Source organism: Nodosilinea sp. FACHB-141 (assembly GCF_014696135.1).
Lineage (GTDB): Bacteria > Cyanobacteriota > Cyanobacteriia > Phormidesmidales > Phormidesmidaceae > Nodosilinea.
Genome location: NZ_JACJPP010000011.1, coordinates 593,213 through 616,287 on the forward strand (window position 1 = coordinate 593,213; position 23,075 = coordinate 616,287).

Genomic DNA, 23,075 nt, shown 5'->3' on the forward strand with positions numbered 1-23,075 from the left:
GCACTAGGGCAAAGCCGATTAAACCTAACATTAACTATGAAAATTCTTATTTCTGCCTATTCTTGTGAGCCGGGCCGAGGCTCAGAACGTGGTGTCGGTTGGAACGTCGCCCGAGAGGTAGCCAAACGCCACGAGGTTTGGGTGTTAACTCGGCCTGATGAAAGTAAAGATGCGATCGAAGCAGAGTTAGCCCGTCACCCCGTCCCCAATTTGCACTTTGTCTACTTCACCCTACCCTTCTGGCAAGATAGCCTGCGCTGGGGCCAGTCTGGAGCCATGCAGATTCACTATTATCTCTGGCAAATTCAGGCTTACTTTGTCGCTAAAGAGCTTCATCAGAAAATTGGGTTTGACCTAGCTCACCACGTTACCTTTGTTAAATACTCTAGCCCTAGCTTTTTGGCTTTCTTGCCCATCCCCTTTATTTGGGGGCCAGTGGGCGGCGGCGAAACCGCACCAGCCTCTTTCTGGCGAGACTTTGGCTTGCGAGCTAAAGTCTATGAAATCAGCCGAGACCTAGTGCGTAAAATTGGTGAGTATGACCCCTTTGCTCGCCTTACGGCTAAAAAGAGCACCGTGGTTAGAGCGACCACCGCTGATACCGCTGAGCGTCTACGCAAAATGGGAGCCTCTACGATCGAAATTGTGCCTGAAGTAGGGCTTCTTGAAGAAGAGCTCACTTTTCTAAAGCAGTATGTTTTACCTCCTGCCCAGCCTCTACGATTTATTAGTATGGGTCGCCTACTCCACTGGAAAGGCTATCATCTTGGCATACGCGCCTTTGCCCAAGCTAAGCTACCTAATGCTGAATACTGGCTTGTAGGCGAAGGCCCAGAATTGACAAAGCTACAGCAAATAGCTGCCGATCTGGGAGTAGCCCACCAAGTTAAGTTTTGGGGTCGGCTCACCCGTGAAGATACTTTGGCTAAGCTAGCAGAATGTCACATACTGGTGCATCCTAGTCTGCACGATTCGGGTGGTTGGGTGTGCATTGAGGGTATGGCTGCCGGGCGTCCCGTAATTTGTTTAGATTTAGGTGGGCCAGCCGTGCAAGTTACGAAAGAAACAGGATTTAAGGTTTTAGCCAATACCCCTAATCAAACTATGCAAACTATGGCTGAGGCAATGGTTTGCTTGGCCCAGGACTCGTCTCTACGAGAAAAGATGGGCGCCGCCGGCAAAAGACTTGTCAGCGATAACTACGGCTGGAATGTTGTTGGTGAGCGATTAGACACGCTTTATCAGAAGACTGTGCAGCACCTACCAGTAGAGGTATAGCTCTATGCATGTGCTTATTCCTGTCTTGCATCGGCCTGATCGACCAACTGGAGTGTGTCGCCATGGAGCCAATTTGGCTCAGGGCCTGGCTGAGTGTGATGAGGTAAGCAAAGTCACTGTCATTATTGGGGCTTGGCAGACTCATTATTTTGCCCATGGCTTTGGCCTTACTTCATCTAAAATTCGGCTAGTCGATGTAGATATTAAAAACAGCTCAATAGGTCGTAATCAGTGGTTCTTAACCGATTTACCTAAATTAGCCAACCGACTTTGCCCTGACATTGTCCATCTGTCCTTTCCCCTACCATTCGTGCGGCAATGGTTTAACTGTCCTGTGGTTGCAACTATTCACGATTTATATCCCTACGAGTATCCCCAAAACTTTGGTTTTCCTCAGGTGTGGTTTAACCAGTGGTTTCTAAATCAGTGTATTAATCAAAGTGATGGTCTATCCTGCGTCTCTAAAACCACATTAGAAGCGCTCAAAACCCACTTTCCCAAGATGGATCAGCGTAAACCTCTTAGGGTTATCTATAACTCAGTTGAAAACAACAGCGGTCAATCGAACCCACCTCAGGTGCTAAAAGACCAACAACATAGACTCTTTATTTTAGGTGTAGCCCAGCATCGTAAAAACAAAAATCTAGATTTACTAATTCGAGCCTATAACGCCCTTTTAAAAAACAACAAAATTGACTCTGAGACTCAGCTAATTTTAGTAGGTAGCCCCGGCCCTGAAACCTCAAGCTTGCACCAGTTAGTTAATAGCCTCGATCTACAAGACCAGATAACGTTTCTCTCTGGGTTAGACGATAGCAAGTTAAACTGGCTCTACGAGCAAGCGACCCTTTTCGTAATGCCTTCCTCTACGGAAGGATTTTGCTTACCGCTAATAGAGGCTCAAGCAGCTGGTTGCCCAGTGGTTTGTTCTGATATTCCCATTTTTCATGAAATTGCGTCACCCCAGTGCCACTACTTTGATTTGAACGACAGCCCTTTAGAAAACCTTATTACGGCAATAGCTGAGGCATTAGTCTATCCAGAATCTCGGAAACCCTTTATTAACACAGCATTCAAACAAGAGATCACCTCACAACAATACTTAGATTTTTATCGCTGTCTACTTAATTAATTTCAGACGAGTCAATAACAGTTGGCAAAGTCCAGCCTATGAATACCCCTTATACATACGCAAAAAAAGCAGGTGAAATAAGTAGCTTGGCTTTAATTGTGGTTGGTTTCGCTACAGTTTTCTATCCTCGTTTCTTTACCAATTTAGGATTTCCGTCGCCTTTAAACTTTGCCCACTTTATTATTATTCCAGCAATTACAATCATTGTCTTGTTAAATTCTCCTCTAAAGGAGCGAGCACAAAGAAAAATTATGACCAGTCTCAGCTTTGCTATTGGAGGCTTACTAATTATTATGATGGCCAGTGCTCTGCTCAACCAAGCGGGGCTAGTCAACGTATTTATCTATTTCATGCTATTGGCTGAGCCCTACATATTCTTGGTAGCGTTAGCAGTCTCACCGCTGTTAGGCCAGCAATTAATTAAATTTCGCAGGTGGATCATTATTTTTACGCTTTCTAATCTAGGCATTGCTCTAGCTCAGTGGATATTGATACCTGCAGGCATTATTCCTAAACCACAGGGTGGAACTCTCGAAGATAACATTACTGGTGTTTTTGGCGGCGGTGGTGGCAGTGCTGGCAACTATATATCTTGCACGGTGACAGTTTATGTCGGTCTTTATGTTTTTAATCGATATAAAAACTGGCCTTTATGGCTTCGTAGCTCCTTGCTACTTGGAGGGGTATTTCAAACTCAAATATCCGACTCAAAACAGGTATTTGTGGGCTTACTAGGTGGTGGTATTTTACTTGTTCTTACCAAATACAAAAATTTAGGCAAATTAGTCCTATATGCTATTCTTCTTATTGCAGTCATAGCCGCAGGACAATGGGCTATTTTTAACCTAGACTATGAGTTTCTTAGCCCTTACCGAAACTGGTTAGGTCGCGAAGGTCTCTACGGGCCAAATGGAGAAGCAACGCTGATCAAAACAGCTGCGTTTAGAATTATTCCTACTCATTTTACATCGTTAGTCAACTGGCTATTCGGCCTTGGTCCTGGACATAGCGTTAGTCGTTTAGGTGGTTGGATACTGAGAGACTATGCGCGATTACTCGTTCCTCTTGGAGCAACTGTGCATCCTGCTTCTGCTGAGGTTTTTAACCTTGTCTACGAAAGTTGGTTGCCCCAACAGTCTACGATGTACTTTCCATTATTTACCTGGGCAGGTCTTTGGGGCGATTTAGGCTTTTTAGGTCTGTTTAGCTATCTATTTCTAGCTTTTATCGCTTGGCGCTGGTTTTGCGTAGACGACATGTGTAAATTTTTTGTCTTAAGCACTGCTGCCTTCGGCTTCATTCTGACTCAAATGGAAGAACCAGGCCAAGTGGTAACTGTCGCCGTACTGCTTGGCCTGCGCTGGCATGAGACCCAAGTTGAACGGCAGGCGATCGCCAGCCTAATACCACACCCAAAGGTTGAAATTACCAATCCGTTCAAGGTAATGCGATTATGAGATTTCTGTGTGATTTTTCTGAACTCACCAATATTGTCCTGTTTCTGGCTGCTTAACCTAGAAAACCTACTTAAGGCACAGGTCTAGAACTGTGCTCTTTGAGACCTGTTGTTTACAGTTAATCCGCAGTAGCCATGACTAGCACTCCAACTCCGTCTGCTCTCTTTGCGTCTGGTAACCGCTCCTTTTCCGTAGAGAACATCTTTTGGGTGGTAGGCATAGCCTGCATTGTTGGCTTTGCTATAAATCTTTTGACTGCGGCTATTCCCCCAGATCCAATGGCGCTGGAATGGCGGATTAGCTTAATGCAGCAGGTGAGTGGCCGTAGCATTTTGCTGTTTCTCGGTGTGGCCATGGTGGTCTATAGCAGCATTGGGCAGCGATCACTGTCTCGCTATTTGGCGTTGGCCTGCTTGGTAGGGGGCATTTTGTTCTTACTGTCGGGAGTGATTGTCATTCGCGATGGGTTGGTGCTGCAAGATCAGGCGCTTAGCACTATTAAGAGCGAAGCAACAGAGATACGCTCTCAACTACAAACCGCACAGGTGAATCCCAACTTATCCTCCGATGTTACTCCTCAGCGTATTGAAGAAGCTCTAAGCCAACTTGATGTTCAAGCCGAAGCACTCAGCCAAAACGCTCGCAACAGCACCACTCAGGCCATGATGTCAATGCTCAGTACTCAGGTCGTTATCGGGCTAGGGCTATTAGCACTGGGCAGAACTGGCATTAAGCACAACCGCTAGGACCATAGTTCACTAAAAAACAAAGCAGCTAATGCTTTAGCTCAGTTGCTTTACAGCTACGTCCCATTATTCTGTTTAATCATGGCAGCCCCTACCTTATACCTTAAATCTCACCTACAAACTGTCTGGGGTTGGGTAGCTACTTTAACCAAGGACTCCCACGGGCGCATTGTGTTGCTGGGGCTTACCGTTGGGCTAGTTTATCTGCCGGTGTGGCTAGGATACTTAGTACCAAGAGCCTTTAAAGGCAAGGTGGGCTGGTTTTTAGTGCTGTGCATGCTGGGATTAGCTGCTGCAGAGCTATGGAACCGTCGCTCTGTACTTAAAACCCTGCAAGCGTCTGAAGAGGATCGCCTGCTTGGGCAATTGCTGATTGTGGGAGCAGCGGTGCTATTTCCATTTTGTCGCTTTGCGATTTGGCCTCAGGCATTTTTATGGCTGGTGGTTTTGGCGGGTATTGCTTGCAGTACATGGGGAACCAGCTTTTTTGGCCGGTTTATGGTGCCTACCGCTTTAATCGGCTTAACCACCTATCCCCGTATAGGGTATACTTCCCGCTTCATTTGGGATTTTTTTACTCCCTACCAGTTTCTTGAAATCAAAATGGCTGAGGTGAGTAGCGCAGCCATGCGGGCTGTTGGCTTCCCAGCAGTGCAGGAGGGCGTTTTTATCACCTTCCCCAAAGGTGCGGTGCAAGTAGGATGGGGTTGCAATGGGTTAGACATGGCCCTTTCTGTTGCCGCTACTGGTTTTTTCATGGGAATCCTCTACAAGCAAAAGCCGCGGCAGATGGCAATGCTAATTAGCATCGCGATGATTATTTCGCTGCTATTCAACATCCCTCGGTTGATGTTAGTGACAATTGCTCATGTGTATTGGGGGCCTTGGTGGTTTGATTTTTGGCACGGCTTTTGGGGTGGCCAAATTTTTGTGGGTGCACTGCTTACGGTGTATTACTACGTCATGATGGTACTGATTGAGCGATCAAAAAAACAAGCAAAAGCATAAATTTCACCAAATATTTTTTAGTCAGTATTTTTCGCAACAGCTTTTTTGTAGGATTTTTATAAAAGCTAAAATTATGGCTGACATTTGTACATAGAACATTCTATACTCAATATTGAAGGGTTATTGAGATTTTGGGTTTAATCTCAACTAATTCGCTACCATATGTTTATAGGCCACTGGTTCTACAGGGGAGATGCGCTACCAGGTTGCCAGAAATCTATGACAATTTAGTCTTAACCAAATTGTTTGTATTTAGACAAACTTGCCTCGGTTTTTTGCAACTTAAATGATCAATGCCTAGGGCTTTATAACCTGGCGATTGATCTCAAAACTCATTCAACTAGCCCTCTTTCAATTAGGACTATAAATGACCACATTAAACCGACTCACTGCTTCTGCTCTGACAGCAGGCGTTCTGGTTGCCAGTAGCTTAATTGCTTCTCAACCAGCTCAGGCGTTCACTTTCACTTCAGACAAAAAGGCTGTAACCGTTACTAGTGCGGATGCAGGTAAATTCTTCACCGTTGATTTTGACGGGAATGTTGATACAACTCCTATCCCTGGGCTTACCGCTAAAGCTGTGTTTACCTTCTTAGGGTTTGACATAGTTGACTCCTTGCCTGATGTAACTCAAGCTTTCTTTAACGTTTCCATCACAAATAATTCTACTGTTGCAGGGAGTAGAATTTCTGCTATAGGATTTAACACTTCACCAAACTTACGTGGCGTGGGTGGTGGCCTGGCCAATAGCGGCAATGGAAACACAAGAGTTGATAGCGGTGGTAACCTTCCAACTTCTGTTTTCAACAATGATCGCTCTGGTGCTTTCCCTAATCAGTTCGGTGCTATTGAAGTTTGCTTCACCGACGGTAACAACTGCCAAGGTGGCAGCAATGGTGGGGTTACCAAAGGAGGCACCGGTGAATTTAATCCAGTGCTAGCTTTTAATAATCCTGCTAATGGTTCTGTAAGCTCATTCACTCTTGACAACTTTGGTGTCCGTTATCAGTCTATTACTGCCCCTGGCATCAATGACGGCAGCGGCACTGGTGTAGGGTTAGTACCAACTCCTGCGTTACTTCCTGGCCTCATCGGCATGGGTGTAGCGGCCTTGCGTAGGCGCCAGCAAGAAGAAAGCGAAGTTGCTTAGGGCATCTTTTAGTTGTTTTGCCTGATTGATTGTTGAGAGCGCTATCTCGGCTACGAGAAAGCGCTTTTTTTAACCTTTAGGTTTAGCTAACATTAAGCTGTGGCGAAGTCTAGGTGGTATTTTGCCCGCCTTTGAGCATCCGTTTACGAAAAATGTCGGGTAAGTATACGGAAGGCAATGAGGATTCATAAAGTTAGTGTAAGGTAGTTGAGGAATGTGAGTGATTGTAAAGTTAGACCCGCTAAATCACATCCTCAATCGTGCATTACTTCAGGGCATTTACCTACCAGTTTTGTTTGTCGTCTTTGCCTTTTACTGACATCAATTTGTCTCTACGGATCCAGCTATTCAGTGCCAGCTGATCCTCACCTAAAGCTTTGGATTGTAGCCACGCGAGTCATCACACACCTAATAACGGAGACACACTAAATGTACGAGCCTTAGATCGTAGTCTGAGGCTCTAGTAAAGGCATTGAGACGGCATTTATCCCCTGTAGGTTGGAGAAAAAATGACGACTCAAACTCAAAGTGTTCCTAGCTTGATTAAAGGCATTGTCTTTGTAGATGACTCGATCGCCAATGCCGATGTTCTGCTCAAAGGCCTCAACCCTAGCCTGGATGTGGTGTTTCTTGACTCGGCTCGGGATGGTATTGACCAAATTACAGAAGCGCTGCGATCGTACTCTGGCCTAGATAGCATCCACCTGCTCTCCCATGGCGAAGCGGGTGGGCTAACCTTAGGGGCAACGGCGCTTAACGCCAACACCCTCGATAGCTATGGCTCGCAACTCAACCAGTGGGGGCGATCGCTCAGCGATGGGGCCGATTTGCTGCTCTACGGCTGTAATGTGGGGTTTGGCCTTAGCGGGTTCGACTTTGTTGATCGCCTTAGCCAGATCACCGGAGCTGATGTTGCCGCCTCTGACAATATCACTGGCAGCTTGGGCGACTGGGACTTTGAGCTAGTCACCGGCTCTATTGAGACAGCCATAGCCCTGAGCACCGAAGCCCAGGCTAGCTATGCTGGTAACCTCAATATCATCACAGTCACCAGTACCGCCGACAATGGTGCGGGATCTCTACGGGCTGCCATTGCTTCAGCCCCGGCGGGCAGCGTAATCAAGTTTGCCTCGACCTTGGCCAACAAAACTATTGCCCTCACCAGTGGTGAGCTGTACCTGAGCCGCAACCTCACTATCGATGCCACTGAGGTTGCAAATCTCACCATTAGCGGCAACAACCGCAGCCGAGTGTTTCAGGTAGGAGGCTCAAACAACCCAGTAACGGCCACCTTCAAAAACTTGATCATTGCCAATGGCAACGCACCCACTGGAGGCGCAGGGGGCGGGGTGAGTGTGGCTAACTATGGTGGCATTACCCTTATGGGTTGCCAACTCAACAACAATAAAGCCGATCGCAGCGGCGGTCTAATGCTTTGGGCAGGGGTTGAAGCCAGAGTGATTGACTGTAGCTTTACTGGTAATGATGGCAGTCGTACCAACAATGGCTTCAGCGGTGGAGCAATTTCTACCAATGGTTCAGGAGGAGTCGGAGAAGCATCGTTTTTAATTGTTGAAAACTCTCGCTTCACCAATAACAAGGGCTTTAACGGCGGCGCTATTTACAACTTCTCTAGCCCTACAACCGTTACGAGATCTACCTTCCTCAACAACACAGCTATTGGCGATGGAGGAGGCGCTATCTTTGGTGATGGTACTGGCCCCGGTGGCACCAGTACTACCCAAGGAACCCCGCTGTTAATTCAAGACAGCCTCTTTGAATCCAACAAAGCTAAAGGTGGTGGTGGGGCAATTTATGCCTGGAGCTACGGTAACGAAAAGCTGATTGTAAAAGATAGCACCCTGCTCAATAATTCGGTTAGCCTCAGCTCCAGAAACTTGGCTCGTGGTGGAGGCATTGAAGCCAATGGCGGTAGTATTACGCTGCAAAACATTTCGGTGGCGAATAACCTGGCTGATGGCCAGGGAGGTGGTTTGTGGGTACAAACTAAGCTACCCGTCAACATTACCAACTCGACTTTTTCGAGTAATCGAGTAACCCGTGATGCGGGTGGTGCGATGTTCCTCAATACCGACGCAACAGCCCCAGTCAACATTGTGAACTCCACCATTGTTAACAACTATGCCGGGCGGGCCAATGGTGCGCTATGGATGAACAGCGGCAATAAAGACTCAATTACTCTGCGCAATTCGATTGTCGCCTTTAACAGGGCAGTCGATACGCGGCAGAACCAGGTGGGCTACACCCCCCGCGATGGCGGCGGCAATATTGAGTTTCCGGCTCCGGTAAACTCTGGACCGCGGGTGGCTGCCAACAGTCGCATCGTCGATCCACTGCTGGGGCCGCTGCTGAAAATTGGCGATGACTTGGTGCATCCGCTGCTGTCGGGTAGCCCAGCTATCAATACCGGCGTGAAGGTCACGGGCGTGCCCACCCAAGATCAGCGCCAGTTTACCCGTGACTTTTTGCCCGATGTCGGGGCCTTTGAGCGCGGCGGGTTACTGACGACTGGCGGCACTGGCAACGACACCTTGTTGGGTACTGCGGCAAGCAATAGCTTTGCTGGCAGCAGTGGTAATGACACTCTTTTGGGTCTAGGCGGAGCTGACAGTCTAACTGGCGGTACTGGAGCCGATCGCATCGTCTACACCGGGCGATCGCAGGTCGAGGCCTTGGGCCAGTCAACCCTGGCGGCGCTTGATCGTATTGTGGGGTTTGATGCCACCCTGGGCGATCGTATCCAGCTTGACTACAACAACAATCTGCTTACCTCTGAGCAACCATCGAGTCTGTTTAATGCTGGATTGAAGACTGGTACAACTTTGGAGCAGGCTGCTTTGGCAGCTTACCAAGATAAAAATCAAGCCTCTAGTGGAGCACAAGTTATGGCGGCGAACGAAGCGGTGTTTTTCCGATGGGGAACCCGCACGTTTCTCTCAGCCAATAATGGTACCGCTGCCTTTTCTAAAGACACCGACCTGGTGGCCGAAGTTACAGGTATCAAGATGGCCGGCAGTGACGCTACCGCCGGGACACTAACGGTAACCAATTACTTCGCATAGATCGACGATCTTTAGCCACAAACCGCCCAGCCCTGGTCATTTTGCCGGGGCTGGGCGGTTTGTGGTTACCTGTAAACATCCAGTGAAGTTAGATCAACCTGAGCGGAAACCGTCGCCATCTCCTGAATAGGGTTGGAGTAAGCCCGTGCCCTAGTGGTGGTGTGCGATCGCCCCACCCTAGAACTAAGCATTTATAGATCTGGAGTTTTATCTATGGTTGGTGCTTCAAATCCGCTTTCTTCTCCCTCTCTCAGCGGACAGGCGATCGCCCGTGTGGTGGGTCTAACCTGTGCGTTTGGTTTTATTGTCGACATGACGGCCCTCACCTTCCCATTGGGGTCGGGTACAGCCTGGCGGGTGGGGCTGATGCAACAGATGGGCGATCGCAGCATTGTGCTGCTAATTGGTATTGCCCTGCTCATCTATAGCGCCTGGGAAAATCAAAATTTGCGCAAGCCTCTCGGCTTTCTGGCTTTGGGGCTTGGAACGCTCTTTTTGCTAATTTGCATGCTGGTGGTGCGCGACAGTTTTTCGCTGCATTCCCAAGCAATTGACAACATTGGCAACCAGGCTACACAACTGCAAACTCAGGTAGAAGCCAGTCGCTCTAACCCTGAAGTTATAGCCAACGCCACCGAAGACGACTTTGCCAATGCCCTGCGGGCGATCGATACCCAAGCTGAAACTTTAAAGCAAAACGCAAAGACTACCATTACCAAAAGCGGTATAGCCAGTACGAGCAATTTTGCCGTAGTGGGCATTGGTTTACTCAGCCTAGGTCGCTTGGCAATGGGCTCTAAGGGTCGAATTGCGGGACGCAGCACCAAAAAGATGAGAAAAACCGCGTAGCGCTTTTTGCAACAGTGGCACATAGCGAGCCTGCGTGAATTGTGAAAATCCGTAGGGCAAGTGTCCCGCCGGTACGGCGTCCCAGCGGCATGAGTCAATGCAGATTGTGGGGCCACCTAAGTAGGGCCCCCAGCCAAAGTGGGCGCAGATTCTTCTCAATCCATCTTTACTCTATGGTCGTAGAACCTCAATGTACCCAACGAAAAGGCAGTTGCAAATTGCTGCTCCCTCCTGGTCTTTTGACAGTGCTGCCACAGTTAAGCTGTTGCTGCTTTGTCTTTCGCCCTCAATAGATGACGAGATAAAGCAGCAGATTCAATCAGCCGCGCGGCTCGAGGTGGACTGGGACGAGTTGATAGAACTAGCCAACATTCACCACGTGCTAGCGCTCCTTTACAGCCGACTCAACCAAGTTTGCCAGCACCAGGTGCCTCCCCGCATCTTGAATACGATGCGGCATCGCTATCAACAGCTGGTGGCGAAAAATTTGCTCCTCACTGCAGAGATGATTAGCCTGCTCAAGGCCATGGTCCACCAGGGGATCGATGCTATGCCCTACAAAGGACCAGCCTTAGCTCACCCCCTCTACGGAACCATGAATCTGAGGCAGTTTGGCGACTTAGACATTATTATTCAGCCACAACATATGCCAGCGGTAGAAAAACTGCTCGTCGCCCAGGGGTATCGTCCCTACTTCGGTGAGAAGACAACTGCCGAACTACAAACCTATATGAAAGCCAAGGCTGAACATACCTACGATTTCTATCATGAGGGCAAGGGTATTTTGGTAGAGATTCACTGGCGGTTCTGGCCAGTTTATTTCTCCTCCATTAACCCTAGTGAGATCTGGCACCGTCGAGAATCTTTAAACCTAAACGGACTGTCTGTACCAACCATCGCAATAGACGATTACTTATTAGTGCTCTGTATGCATGGCTCCCGACATTTATGGTGCAGGCTGTCGTGGCTGTGTGATATTGCCATGCTGCTCTATCGATGCCCTGACCTTGATTGGCCCAAACTTTTGGTTCAGGCAGAGGGATGGGGCTGCAAACGCATGCTGCACCTGGGTCTTTACCTAGCTCACCACTGGTTAGGAGCTAGCTTACCAGCTGTCATTCTTCACACAGTTGAAGCGGATGCAACTATTGCCAAGCTTGCTGCGCAAGTTGATCACCGAATTTTTGGGCTAGCACCCCATTCGCACCGCACTATGGGTACTACAACGCAATATCAGCTTCAAGTTAGAGAACGCCTACAGGATAAAGCTATGTACCTAGAATCTGTTGTGTACTGGCTACTGAAAGGGCGTTTGTCAGTTCGAACATGAGCCCCCTCGATAGCACGACCCCATAACACTGACTAATACATAAACTTATCTCTATGAGGTTTTTGTGAAGCCCCCCAAGTTTGTACTGATTGAGCCGTTGCTGTCTGAAGACTGATGAAAGTTCGCCTTTCTGCGTCTGCAAAAGGTACACATGGTTTTACTGGGGTTACTTCGAAAGTTATGCACTGTTTGGCGCATGTCCTGGGGCGATCGCTGGGTCGTTGCCCAGTCTCTGGTGCTGCTGCCTGCGATCGCCCTATCTCTGGCGCTAGTCGGTTTACCTACCACTCAGAAATACCTCGCCCGCCTGTCTTCAAGGGCAAAGGCTACCAGCGAAATGCCGATCGTAGAGGCTATGAGGCTGGCTCGCTCTGTCAACCGAGCCGCTGACAATAGCCCGCTGTGGGGAAACTGCCTGAAGCGATCGCTCACCCTCTGGTTTTTACTACGGCGTCAGGGTGTAGCGAGCGACCTGTGCATTGGCGTGCAGCTGCAGCAAAGCCAGTTCAAAGCCCACGCCTGGGTTAAGTATGGCGGCCATGTGATCAACGATCACCCCGCTATTCACCAACAGTTTGCGGCCTTTGAAAAACCGTTTGAACCTAACTTTTAACCCACTGTAAAACTCTAGCCTTTAAAGATACGGAGTAATTTATGCCAACCCATCAATCCCAACTCACCCTCAACGACACCATCCTCAGCACAGTTGCTTTTCAGGCGACAGAAGAGGTGCTGTTCCGACAGATTGAAGAGGAGGCAGTCTTACTGCATGTCACTAACGGTAACTACTACAGCCTCAACGAGACTAGCCTGCCCTTTTGGGAAGCCCTACAAAACCAGCAACCCCTAACTACAGCCATTGATCAAATTACCGACAGCTACGCGGTTGAGCGAGATCAAGTATTAGCCGACCTGCAAACGTTTCTAACACATCTGCTGAGTTACAACCTGATTACCCAAATAGCCTAGCAGGGTATACCCATGAGCGGCATACTAGCTAGCTGGAACAATTCTGACACCAACGCTTGGCAGGCTATGATGGCCGATCTGGCAGAAGTCTTTGGGCGCGATGGTCAAGGAGACTGGCACGACGCCGAGGCGGGGTTGAGTCTGGGACGCATCCAGCGTTTCAACACCCCAGAAGCGGCCTTAGAGCCGCCTGTTTTTGCGGCTGAAGCGTGCGTATTAGTGTGGGACGGCAGGCTCGACGACCGCGATGCCCTTTTGGCAGGACGGTCTCAGGTTACGGATGCCCAACTTATTATCGAAAGCTACCGCCGCTGGGGGCTCAACTGCCTCAAACACCTCATCGGTGACTACAGCTTTATCCTTTGGGATATCCCTAATCAGCAGCTGGTAGCAGGTTGCGACTCTGTAGGGGGGCGCAGCCTAGCCTATTTCTGGAATGGGCAGTCTCTCTCAATCTCATCTCGGGTGCTGTCGCTACTTTGGCACCCTCAGGTGAGTCGGCGCTTAGACGACCTATACCTGGCTCATACTCTATGCGATCGGTGGGCACATCCGCCTGGGCTAACAGCCTTTGCCGAGATTAAGCGGCTCCGCCCAGGCTGGGCTTTAGTGCTCAAGGAAGGACAATTAACGGTTAAACCAGTCGCCCAGTTTCCTCACGCCTCTGAGCTACAGCCAATGCGATCGCAGGCCGAAGCCCAGGAAAAGTTTTGGCATCTGTTACATTTGGCTATCAAAGACCGACGGCGCAGCTATCGACCTATTTGTACGACCCTAAGCGGTGGCCTTGACTCTACAACGGTCACTGTCGGCCTGCTTCAGCAAGTGCCAACAATCGACGCTTTTTCTAACATCACTACAACCTTTAAGGAGTTTGATGAACGACAGCCAATTCAAGCTTTTTTATCGGCTTATCCTCAAGTTAACTGGCACCCCGTTAATGGAGATAGTGCCTGGCCCTTTGGGTCTAGTTGGAGTAGTCTTCCTCTAACAGACGATCCGCTAATTGCTTGCACCATGCCTATGAATGTACAGCTAATGCAGCAGATACAGCAATTAGGTTTTGGCACTGTATTTGATGGAGCCTGGGGTGATGAATTGTTTGATGCCAACTTCTATGATTTAATGGCAGCTCGATGTTTTTCTGCCGCTGTAGCCCAGCTTAAACAGCAGCCCCACTGGCCAAATTTTCTCTGGAATGAATGGGTACTGCCGCACTTGGCTGCTCCATTGCGACAAAGGTGGTTGCAATATAAAGACATTAGACAGAAGCGATCGTTGCTGTACCCCTGGTTTAAATCTGACTATCTTCAGCAACCTGATTACAAAACAGCTATCCAGCAAGACCATGAGTTCAAACTGTCATCAGGTCGCAGTCAGTGGATGGCGCAACTCAATGAAAGCACGGCTATAGTTGGCCCCAATCAAACCTATAAGCTCTATCAAGCCTTTTGTGGCGTCGAGTCAGTCTCTCCCCTAGGTGATAGGCGGTTAATTGATTTTTCTATTGGTCTGCATCCCACTCTTCAAAATGATGTTCACTACAACAAAATTTTTCTCAGGTGTGCCGTCCAGGCCCATATGCCTGAAAAAATTGTGTGGCGCCATAAGATAAATCACTTTTCACCTTTAATGTATGCAGGTGTGGCGCTAGGCAAAGAGAACAAATTCTTTATCGATATTCTCCCTGAACTGTCAGAATTGGCAGCCGTAATCAATCATCAAAAAATCTACGAATGGCTACTCAAGTTTCAGGAGGCCTATAGGCAAAAAAAATTCAAAAAAGAATTTCCACATCGAGAAATAAGTAATATTTTTGCAATATTGGTTTTCTCAAATTGGTTAAACTATATAAGAAAATACGGTAAACCTTGACATTTAGGTCTCTCAATCAAAATTTCCTATGTAATATTATGTATGGATGTATCTACTTAAAACACTTTTTTTTGGAGAATATGATCATGAATTTGAAACCTTACCAACCCATGCAGGTACAAGAGCTGGGTAGCCTTGCCTCCCTGACTCAGGGGATGTTTGCGCTTTATAATGACGGCGACAGCGGCATGGGAATGGTAGTTGATATGGGCAATGATTAGCTTTTAGGGTAATGAGTTAATAACTCTATTGCCACTGCTAGAAGCTAGCTAAGCCATCAGGGAGGGGAATGATTTTTATCGTCATAGGAATCATTCCCCTTATCTAAATATTTTAATTAATAGTCAGCGACTAAAGACTAGATCTGTACATCTAGGCAGATTTCCCTTCTTTGTTTTATGGAATGGAGAAGGCAGGGGCGATTTAAAGAAGCTGATAACCAGAGATTTCTCAAAAGATAGCAGCGTCATCAAAAATGTCTCATTCTGTTATAAGGCAAGTCGATAAATACGTCGAAAAAATAAACTTTTCAGGTTGCAAAGATATCGTCGATCTAACGAAGTTTGCTCAGCTGACTGCTTTTTATGTTTCTTGTTTGCCAGCGTTAGAAGTATCAGAAATTCTTCGTGCTGCTCAAGCTGAGAATCAATACTGGATGTCATGGTCAGATTCCGTAGGAGCATGGATTAGCTCATCGGGCAAAGAAATTGAATTATTGGTTCATGAGGGTGAAAAAGAATCTAACCTTAGCAATCTAACTCTAGGCTTTACTAGCGCTTTAATGGGGGCCTGCCTAAATCTCCAGGGACAGGTTGCTATTCATGCTAACGCAGTCGCCTTAAACGGTCGAGCGATCGCCTTTGTTGGTCCTTCAGGGGCAGGAAAGTCTACCCTGAGCATGTATTGTGTACAGCAGGGTATGGAGTTGCTCACCGACGACGTGCTTGTTGTCGATGAATGTGACCGAGTCTTACTGGGTAATCCTCGCATTAAACTGTTTCCCCACACTGGCACAGCGCTTAACCTCGAAGTACCTGACGATTATTTTTATAAGATCTTTTACAGTTCAGAAACACTAGGATCGCCCATTCCTACTGAGCCAGCACCGTTGCACGCTATTTATTTGCTTGACGCGGCTGAGGTTGATACCATCACAGCCAGCTCTGTGCCACCAACACAGGCCATATTCAATTTGTTGAAAAACAGCTACGCTGTTCAAGAGTTTCCAGAAGTTTATGGAAAGCTGCTGGATCGCTACCAGCAGCTCATCCGCCAAGTGCCAGTCAAACGCCTTATATACCCCCATAACTTTGATCGACTGCCTAATGTCTATCGTTTTTTGACTGAAGATCTAAAGTCATAGCCATTCAATAAATTCTTTTATCCAAGCGCTGTTTGTTTGGGCACAAGCAACTTATTTTTGGAGCAAATAATATATGAGCTATTATTCTATCGGTTCCCATCGCTCAATGACCTTCGATGAACGTCGAAACTCAGCCTATCTCAAGGCCCTAAAACAAGTAGTTACTCCAGACAGCGTAGTTTTAGATCTCGGTGCTGGTCTAGGCATGTTAGGTCTTCAGGCTGCTAAGCTGGGGGCCAAAAGGGTTTACTTAGTTGAGCCCGAAGACGTTATTAGCGTCACCCGTGAGATCGTCAAGGTCAATGGCTTTGACGATCGCGTTGTATGTCTTCAAGGAAAAATTGAAAAAGTTGACATTCCAGAGCCTGTAGATGTCATTATCTCTGTCTTTACCGGCAACTTTTTGCTGGGAGAAGACTTGTTACCATCACTATTCTTTGCCCGCGATCGCTACCTAAAACCAGGAGGCGTTCTCATTCCAAATGCAGCGATTATGGAAGCTGCACCGGTTAGTGCTCCAGAGACTTTCAAAGAGGTGATTGATGTTTGGTCGACACCACAGCTGGGCATTGATCAGAGCCCGGCCCGAACCTATGCAAACCAACAAATCTACTGGTACGGCAAAGAACTGAAAAAAGCTCAATACCTGGCAATACCCGAGCCTCTGATGGAGCTTGATTTTTACACCGCGACTCAAACTCACTGCCAGACCCAAATTAGCTATGCCATTAAAGACGCTGGTTGTTGCCACGGCTTTGCAGGCTGGTTCAAGATGCAGCTGGGGGATAGCTGGCTGTCAACGGCTCCCCATGAGCCTCCACTCCACTGGTCTGTAGCCTATTTGCCTCTCGATCCACCGCTGGAAGTTACCCAGGGTGACGACTTAACGTTTAGGCTGACCCGCCCTACCTATGGAGACTGGACGTGGCAAGTAGCCCTTAACGATCAGCGCCAGCAGCGATCTACATTTTTCGCTACGCCTATGACTATGAAGACCCTAAGGCAGCAGTCGCCAGACTATCAACCCAGCCTTAACGATAAAGGTGCGGCGGCTCTTTTTGTTCTGTCCCACAGCAATCGCAGTCTTTCAACCAAGGCGATGGCAGAACAACTAGTAATAGCATATTCTCAACAATTCCCCGACCTGCGCAAGGCGATGAACTTTGTGCAGGGTTTGATTGGCTCCTTTTCACACTGAAGACAATTGACTTAGGGTTGAGCTTGGCAAATTTCGGCAGAAGCTATGGCATTTCTTTTAGAAAGGCTCAAAAGATTTAAGCAGTATTTAATCTATATTCCCCAGGTTTTAGAGCTGATTTGGCAAGCAGCCCACTATTGGATGGCTGGTTGGTGCATTTTGCTCATTATCCAAGGCCTCCTGCCTGCGGCTTCCATTTTCTTGTCTCGCGCTTTAGTCGATAGTTTAGTCAGCGCTGCCGGTCAAGGGATGGCCTGGGAATCTCTGCGCCCAGTCATGATTCCCGGTATTGCTATGGTTGGCGTCTTATTAGCTGGAGAACTGTTGGGTAGTCTTACCACTTGGGTACGTACGTCTCAGGCCGAATTGGTGCAAGACTACATTAGTGGTCTGGTACACCAACAGTCGATCGTAATCGATTTTGCCTGCTATGAGTCACCGGAGTATAGCGATCGCCTAGAGCGGGCTAGGGAAGGTGCTAGTCGACAGTCGCTATCACTGCTAGAAAGTCTGGGTAGCTTACTGCAAAGCACTATCACCCTAGGAGCGATCGCAGCTATCTTACTAACCTATGGCCCTTGGCTACCCTTACTTTTGGTAATCAGCGCCCTGCCTGCTCTAGCTATTGGTTTACAGCTAAACATGGAGCAGTACCAATGGTCGCAGCGCACAACCTCTGATCGAAGGCGCCTGTCCTATTACGAATATTTGCTCACCAGCAACTGGACCGCCGCCGAACTACGGCTATTTAGCTGGGGCGAGCATTTTGCTAGCGCCTACCAACGGCTGCGCCGCAGACTGCGCCGAGAGCATATGCAGCTGATTCGCAGGCAAACTCTTAGCCGATTGTTGGCTAGTGCAATTGCTCTGCTCCTCTCTGGTTTAGCCGTGGTGTGGATGGCTCAGCAACTGCTACTCGGGTTGTTGACCATTGGCGATCTAGCACTTTTCTATCAAGCTTTTAGTCGAGGGCAAAGTATTATTAAATCCTTTCTCAGTAATCTTGAAGAAATTTATAGAAATAGTCTATTTATTAGCAATTTGCTCGAGTTTTTGGCTCTAAAACCCGAGGTAATTGATCCGCCCAATCCTAAAGCGCTACCATCACCTCTGCAGCATGCCATTGAATTTAATCAGGTTAGTTTTGCATATCCCGGCAGCGATCAGAAAACCTTGAGTAACTTTAGTTTGATGATTCCAGCTGGAAAAATTACGGCGATCGTCGGCGATAATGGAGCGGGGAAAAGCACTCTTATTAAGCTTTTATGTCGCTTTTACGATCCTACCCAGGGTAGCATTCAGCTGGATGGCATTGATTTAAGACAGTTTTCAACATCAGAATTACGGCGGGCTATTACGGTCTTATTTCAATCACCTATGGCCTACTACGTCACCGCCGGAGAAAACATTGCCTTGGGCGACAGCAACACTACTTTTAGTCAACAAGAGTTGGTTAAAGCAGCACAAGGGGCTGGAATACATCCGAAAATCATGGGACTCCCTCAGGAGTATGAGTCGCAACTGGGCAAATGGTTTTCTGGCGGCACTGATCTCAGCGGTGGAGAGTGGCAGAAACTCTCCCTAGCGCGCGCGTTTATCCGTCAGGCTCAGTTCATTATCCTAGATGAGCCCACTAGTGCCATGGATCCATGGGCTGAGCACGAGTGGCTATCGCGGTTCCGCAAAATGGCCTACAGGCGCACAGCGCTAGTCATTACCCACCGCTTTACCCTGGCACGCCAGGCTGACTTAATCTACGTCATGAAAGCGGGAAAGATTGTTGAGTCGGGAAACCATGATGAGTTACTGCGTCAGCGGGGTCTATATGCTCAGTCGTGGCTAGCCCAAACGGGCGAACTTAAAGTTAAGGTCTAAGGCATTCTAATTAGCAGCATTCAAGTCATAGCGCTGGCTAGCCTACCTTCACCAAGTGACGTCACTATAACTGCTTCGCCGGTCTTTTATTGTGCCAGCAACGTTAGGCATCCTAATTAGGTTGATGGGGCACGTCTAAGTGGGAGCCTTCCCCAAGGAGACGCGTTGCAATGGTCAAAGACCGGCCTTGGTGGGCGATTCCTCAACACGGGCGCTTTGCGATCGCCCCGCTCCCGGCACCAACGATATCAGATCTTCGATATTTTGCTGCATGGTGTGGCAGATGGTGTCGAGGGGTAGATCGTTGGGGTCGTGGCCAAAGGGGTTTTCAATTTCGATACCAATTTCTTCAATACCAAATACTGCAAAGCTGATCAGCCCCACTAAAAAAGGTGTAGCCCAGCCCACCGAATCCACCATTTGAAAGGGCAGAGCCAGGCAATACAGCATTAGCAACTGCTTCAGGTGAATGCTGTAGGCCACCGGCATGGGCGTCTTGAGAATGCGCTCACACCCTCCTAGGGCATCTACCAGGTCGTCTAGGGTTTCTAGGCAGTGGGTGAGCTGGTGGGTGTTGAGGGTGCCCCGGGTCTGCTGAGTTTGCAGGTAGTCGGCTATCCAAAAGGCGATCTCCAGTGGCGGGTTGTTCATCTGCCGCAGTTTGGCGAACTGGTCGGCGGTGAGCAGGTTAGCCAGCTCAGCATTGGGGAGTTCGCTGCGCAGGTGCAGTTTCATGGCGATCGCAAAAGCAGGCAGCTGGCGCACAGCGGCCATTTTGGCCTCGTAATCTCCTGGCTGGGGCGTCTCGATTGCCACCCACAGCTGCCGGGCCAGGTTGCGGGTGAGGTTCACCACGCTGCCCCAGAGCTTGCGCCCCTCCCAAAACCGCTCGTAGGAGGTGTTAGTGCGAAACACCAGCAGCAGACCCAGCACCAAGCTGGGCACCAGCGACCCCAGAATGGGCGATGCTACCGGCCAGCCCCGGCTGTATAGCAACAAAATCCCCAGGGCAAAAGCTGCGCACAGCAGCACTCGGGGCATCACCGCCGGTATCACCGACCCCCGCACGCGAAACAGCAGCTTAAACCAGTCTTGTTCGGATTCGTAGCGGCGAATGCTGCGTTTGATAGTTTGGTTTGGCACCGGCTCATTCCCCTGCACGATCTCAATTGGCCTAGCCATACCGCCATCGTCACGGTGATTAGGCCAAGCTGAAGATAGCAATTCTGGGGTAGCGATGGCGAGCCAAATAGCGTGTCAGTTTTTGGCTTTGTTGAATTCCCATATTCTGGGCTATCTGGCTAGCGTAGCAGGCTGCCGGCATCGGAGACGGTCTAGGCTAAGTCTGCGGCTTGACCCACCTCAACAATTTGATCTACGGTCAGCGCCAGTTCTGAAAATGTTGGAGAGGTCAGCGTCTGACCGGGACGAAAAGCCTGGCCCGCTTCATATTCCTCCCCTAGGCGTCGATACATCCACACCGTTGGCACCTTAGGAGAGCCAATAAACCGCACGCCGCCCAGGGCACGGTAGTCCACAATCCAGTACTCGGGAATGCCCAGCTTTTCATATTCGGCTAGTTTCGTCAGGTAATCATCCTGCCAATTTGTGCTCACAACTTCTACCACCAACCGCACAGAATCCTCGGTCGAAATACTGGAATGCCTCTTCCAGTAGGGGTCGGTTTTGACCTTGGCCTGATCGAGCACAATGATGTCGGGCAGGTAGCCCTCTCCTTCCCGCAACGGCTTGACCAAACAGGACTGAGGAATGAAGTAGGGCAAACCCAAGCGCTCAATTTCGAAATCGAGCTTTCTCCGCACTAGGCTAATTACTTCTTCATGAGCACCGATAGGGCGCATTTCTAAGATGACTCCATGGCGCAGCTCGTAGCGGCCACCGTCTTCAGGGTACCGCTCTAAAAACTGTTCAAATGTGAGGGGTTGAGAGGCAGCTTGAACCATGGTGGCCTCACCGATTTCTGGTTTTCTTTACGCTATACCGTGACAGCATAATCGATCAGTTGCAGCAGACGCGATCGCAGCGTCTCCAGTCCTAGTCGCTCGGTGGCAGAGATAAACAGAGCCTGGGGGTACTCCTCCTGGGCAATCGCCAGCTCTTCGCTACTTACCCGGTCGGCCTTGTTAAACACCAGCAGCATCGGCCCCGGCACAATCGGCATATCCTTGAGGATGCGCATTACCCAGTGAATCTGGTCTTGCCAGGCGGGGTGCGACACATCCACCACATGGAGCAGGGCGTCGGCCTCGGTGACCTCTTCGAGGGTGGCGCGAAAGGCATCCATCAGCGAGGCGGGCAGCTCTTCGATAAAGCCCACCGTATCGGTGACCACCAGCTGAGTGGTGTCGTTGGTGGCGGGGTCGGTGATTGCTAGACGGCGGGTAGTGGGGTCGAGGGTAGCAAACAGCTGATCGGCGGCGTAGACCTCTGAGTTGGTTAGAGTGTTAACCAGGGTCGACTTGCCCGCGTTGGTGTAGCCCACTACGGCGATCGAGGGTAGGTTGTCATCCTGACGGCGGTGGCGCAGGCGGGCGCGGTGGGCTTGAAGCTGGTTCACCTCCTGCTGGAGCCGCTGAATGCGCCGCTGGATTGCCCGGCGCTCAGTCTCCAATTTCGTTTCCCCTGGGCCTCGGGTGCCGATGCCGCCTCCCTGCCGCGATAGGGACTGACCACGCCCCTTCAGCCGGGGCATTTGGTACTCAAGCTGGGCCAGCTCGACCTGGAGCTTGCCCGCGCCGCTCTTTGCCCGCTGGGCAAAGATATCGAGAATTAGCTCGGTGCGATCGACCACGCGCAGGCCCACCATGTCTTCCAGGTTGCGCACCTGCATAGGGGAGAGGTCGCGATCGAACACGATTAGATTAGCGCCCACGGTTTGGGCCGCCAGGGCTACTTCCTGCACCTTACCAGCCCCTAGCACGGTCTGAGGGTGGGGACGAGGGCGCTTTTGAAACATAGTTTCCATCACTTCGCCGCCAGCGCTGTCGACCAGGCGCTCTAGCTCTTCGAGACGCTGCTCAAAGTGCTCAGGGGTTTGGTTATTGGTGAACAGGCCGACGACTAGGACGCGATCGCGCTCATCTTCTACCTGCAGGGCAGTAAAGGCGTGGCTGAACTCGGCCTCTAGCCCTTCGGCCAGGGCGAGAAAGTCTTGCTGGGCCAGATCGTCTAAATCGATGGGGGCCGAGACCAGCCAGCGCTGCTCAGGATGAGGCACCAGGTGGGCCAAATAAGTGCTCTGGATGTAGCCCGTAGCACCGCCACCGCGACGGGTAAAACCAGTGCCCGTCAACGCCAGTACCGCCAACACGTCTAGCCGCTGTAGGGCCATGGTGGTAAGAATGGCGTCGCTGGGTGAGCCGGGTTCAAACTGGGTGGCAATACAGCGAATACCGCTGAGGCGCTCGGCACCGTAGCGGGGCAGCTCCGAAGGTGGAATTTGGGTCTGCCGCAGAGTGCCCACCCCCACCCGAATTACCTGACCACGACGGTTGACGTAAGCGCATAGGGGGCTATCGATGTCGGTGCTCACTGCTGCTAGCCGCTGGGCAAACTCAGGAGTCACCACACAATCCCCCGGCAGTCGCTGGTGGTAGATGCGCTGCAGCTGCTTGAGCTGGCTGGGCTTGAGCCCCTTTAGATTGCCATAGATGGTTTCGATAAGGTCAACCTGCTCCTAAGCCAAAGATATCTTCAGCCCTGCTGAGGAGGTGCAGTCTTGCCTCTAGGAAACTAACCTCT

General features: G+C 49.6%; 19 protein-coding genes. 16 read left to right on the forward strand and 3 right to left on the reverse strand.

The window, feature by feature from the left end:
• Window positions 1-36: 36 nt before the first annotated feature.
• The 16 genes from H6F59_RS11180 (at window position 37) to H6F59_RS11250 (ending at window position 19,313) form a co-directional block, all read left to right on the forward strand.
• Window positions 37-1,278, forward strand: a complete 1,242-nt coding sequence (locus tag H6F59_RS11180; protein WP_190699069.1) for a glycosyltransferase family 4 protein — start codon at window positions 37-39, stop codon at window positions 1,276-1,278.
• A gap of 4 nt (window positions 1,279-1,282) precedes the next feature.
• Window positions 1,283-2,410, forward strand: a complete 1,128-nt coding sequence (locus H6F59_RS11185; RefSeq protein WP_190699072.1) for a glycosyltransferase family 1 protein — start codon at window positions 1,283-1,285, stop codon at window positions 2,408-2,410.
• A gap of 38 nt (window positions 2,411-2,448) precedes the next feature.
• The gene (locus H6F59_RS11190) at window positions 2,449-3,867 is read left to right on the forward strand and encodes a hypothetical protein (RefSeq protein WP_190699076.1); all 1,419 of its coding nucleotides are present in this window, start codon (window positions 2,449-2,451) and stop codon (window positions 3,865-3,867) included.
• A 251-nt stretch (window positions 3,868-4,118) separates the two neighbouring features.
• The gene (locus H6F59_RS11195) at window positions 4,119-4,613 is read left to right on the forward strand and encodes a hypothetical protein (protein WP_190699078.1); all 495 of its coding nucleotides are present in this window, start codon (window positions 4,119-4,121) and stop codon (window positions 4,611-4,613) included.
• Between the two features lie 45 nt (window positions 4,614-4,658).
• The gene (gene crtC, locus H6F59_RS11200) at window positions 4,659-5,621 is read left to right on the forward strand and encodes a cyanoexosortase C (RefSeq protein WP_242021387.1); all 963 of its coding nucleotides are present in this window, start codon (window positions 4,659-4,661) and stop codon (window positions 5,619-5,621) included.
• 367 nt (window positions 5,622-5,988) lie between these two features.
• Window positions 5,989-6,771, forward strand: coding sequence for a cistern family PEP-CTERM protein (locus H6F59_RS11205; RefSeq protein ID WP_190699082.1), 783 nt, complete (start codon window positions 5,989-5,991; stop codon window positions 6,769-6,771).
• Window positions 6,772-7,280: 509 nt separating this feature from the next.
• On the forward strand, window positions 7,281-9,854 hold the full coding sequence (locus tag H6F59_RS11210; protein ID WP_190699085.1) for a DUF4347 domain-containing protein: 2,574 nt from the start codon (window positions 7,281-7,283) through the stop codon (window positions 9,852-9,854).
• Between the two features lie 213 nt (window positions 9,855-10,067).
• Window positions 10,068-10,703 (forward strand): HpsJ family protein, encoded by a 636-nt coding sequence (locus H6F59_RS11215; RefSeq protein ID WP_190699088.1) that lies wholly within the window; start codon window positions 10,068-10,070, stop codon window positions 10,701-10,703.
• Window positions 10,704-10,914: 211 nt separating this feature from the next.
• Complete coding sequence (locus H6F59_RS11220) at window positions 10,915-12,033, forward strand: nucleotidyltransferase family protein (protein WP_190699092.1); 1,119 nt, start codon at window positions 10,915-10,917, stop codon at window positions 12,031-12,033.
• A gap of 196 nt (window positions 12,034-12,229) precedes the next feature.
• A complete protein-coding gene (locus tag H6F59_RS11225) occupies window positions 12,230-12,646 on the forward strand; it encodes a lasso peptide biosynthesis B2 protein (protein ID WP_190699095.1) in 417 nt (138 codons plus the stop codon).
• Window positions 12,647-12,687: 41 nt separating this feature from the next.
• On the forward strand, window positions 12,688-13,002 hold the full coding sequence (locus H6F59_RS11230; protein WP_190699098.1) for a PqqD family protein: 315 nt from the start codon (window positions 12,688-12,690) through the stop codon (window positions 13,000-13,002).
• Window positions 13,003-13,014: 12 nt separating this feature from the next.
• Window positions 13,015-14,877: an asparagine synthase-related protein gene (locus H6F59_RS11235; RefSeq protein WP_190699101.1), complete on the forward strand. Its 1,863-nt coding sequence runs from the start codon at window positions 13,015-13,017 to the stop codon at window positions 14,875-14,877.
• Window positions 14,878-14,963: 86 nt separating this feature from the next.
• The gene (locus H6F59_RS26740; protein WP_277882412.1) at window positions 14,964-15,098 is read left to right on the forward strand and encodes a hypothetical protein; all 135 of its coding nucleotides are present in this window, start codon (window positions 14,964-14,966) and stop codon (window positions 15,096-15,098) included.
• A 254-nt stretch (window positions 15,099-15,352) separates the two neighbouring features.
• Window positions 15,353-16,240, forward strand: a complete 888-nt coding sequence (locus tag H6F59_RS11240) for a hypothetical protein (RefSeq protein ID WP_190699103.1) — start codon at window positions 15,353-15,355, stop codon at window positions 16,238-16,240.
• A 73-nt stretch (window positions 16,241-16,313) separates the two neighbouring features.
• Complete coding sequence (locus H6F59_RS11245) at window positions 16,314-17,438, forward strand: 50S ribosomal protein L11 methyltransferase (protein ID WP_190699107.1); 1,125 nt, start codon at window positions 16,314-16,316, stop codon at window positions 17,436-17,438.
• Between the two features lie 45 nt (window positions 17,439-17,483).
• Complete coding sequence (locus H6F59_RS11250) at window positions 17,484-19,313, forward strand: ABC transporter ATP-binding protein (RefSeq protein WP_190699110.1); 1,830 nt, start codon at window positions 17,484-17,486, stop codon at window positions 19,311-19,313.
• 174 nt (window positions 19,314-19,487) lie between these two features.
• On the opposite strand, the gene H6F59_RS11255 is transcribed toward H6F59_RS11250, so the two are convergent.
• The 3 genes from H6F59_RS11255 to hflX all read right to left on the reverse strand — a co-directional run bounded on the left by H6F59_RS11255 (window position 19,488) and on the right by hflX (window position 22,995).
• Window positions 19,488-20,495, reverse strand: a complete 1,008-nt coding sequence (locus tag H6F59_RS11255) for a bestrophin family protein (RefSeq protein WP_190699113.1) — start codon at window positions 20,493-20,495, stop codon at window positions 19,488-19,490.
• 152 nt (window positions 20,496-20,647) lie between these two features.
• Window positions 20,648-21,277, reverse strand: coding sequence for a Uma2 family endonuclease (locus H6F59_RS11260; protein ID WP_190699115.1), 630 nt, complete (start codon window positions 21,275-21,277; stop codon window positions 20,648-20,650).
• Between the two features lie 32 nt (window positions 21,278-21,309).
• Window positions 21,310-22,995: a GTPase HflX gene (gene hflX, locus H6F59_RS11265; protein ID WP_190699854.1), complete on the reverse strand. Its 1,686-nt coding sequence runs from the start codon at window positions 22,993-22,995 to the stop codon at window positions 21,310-21,312.
• Window positions 22,996-23,075: the final 80 nt, after the last annotated feature.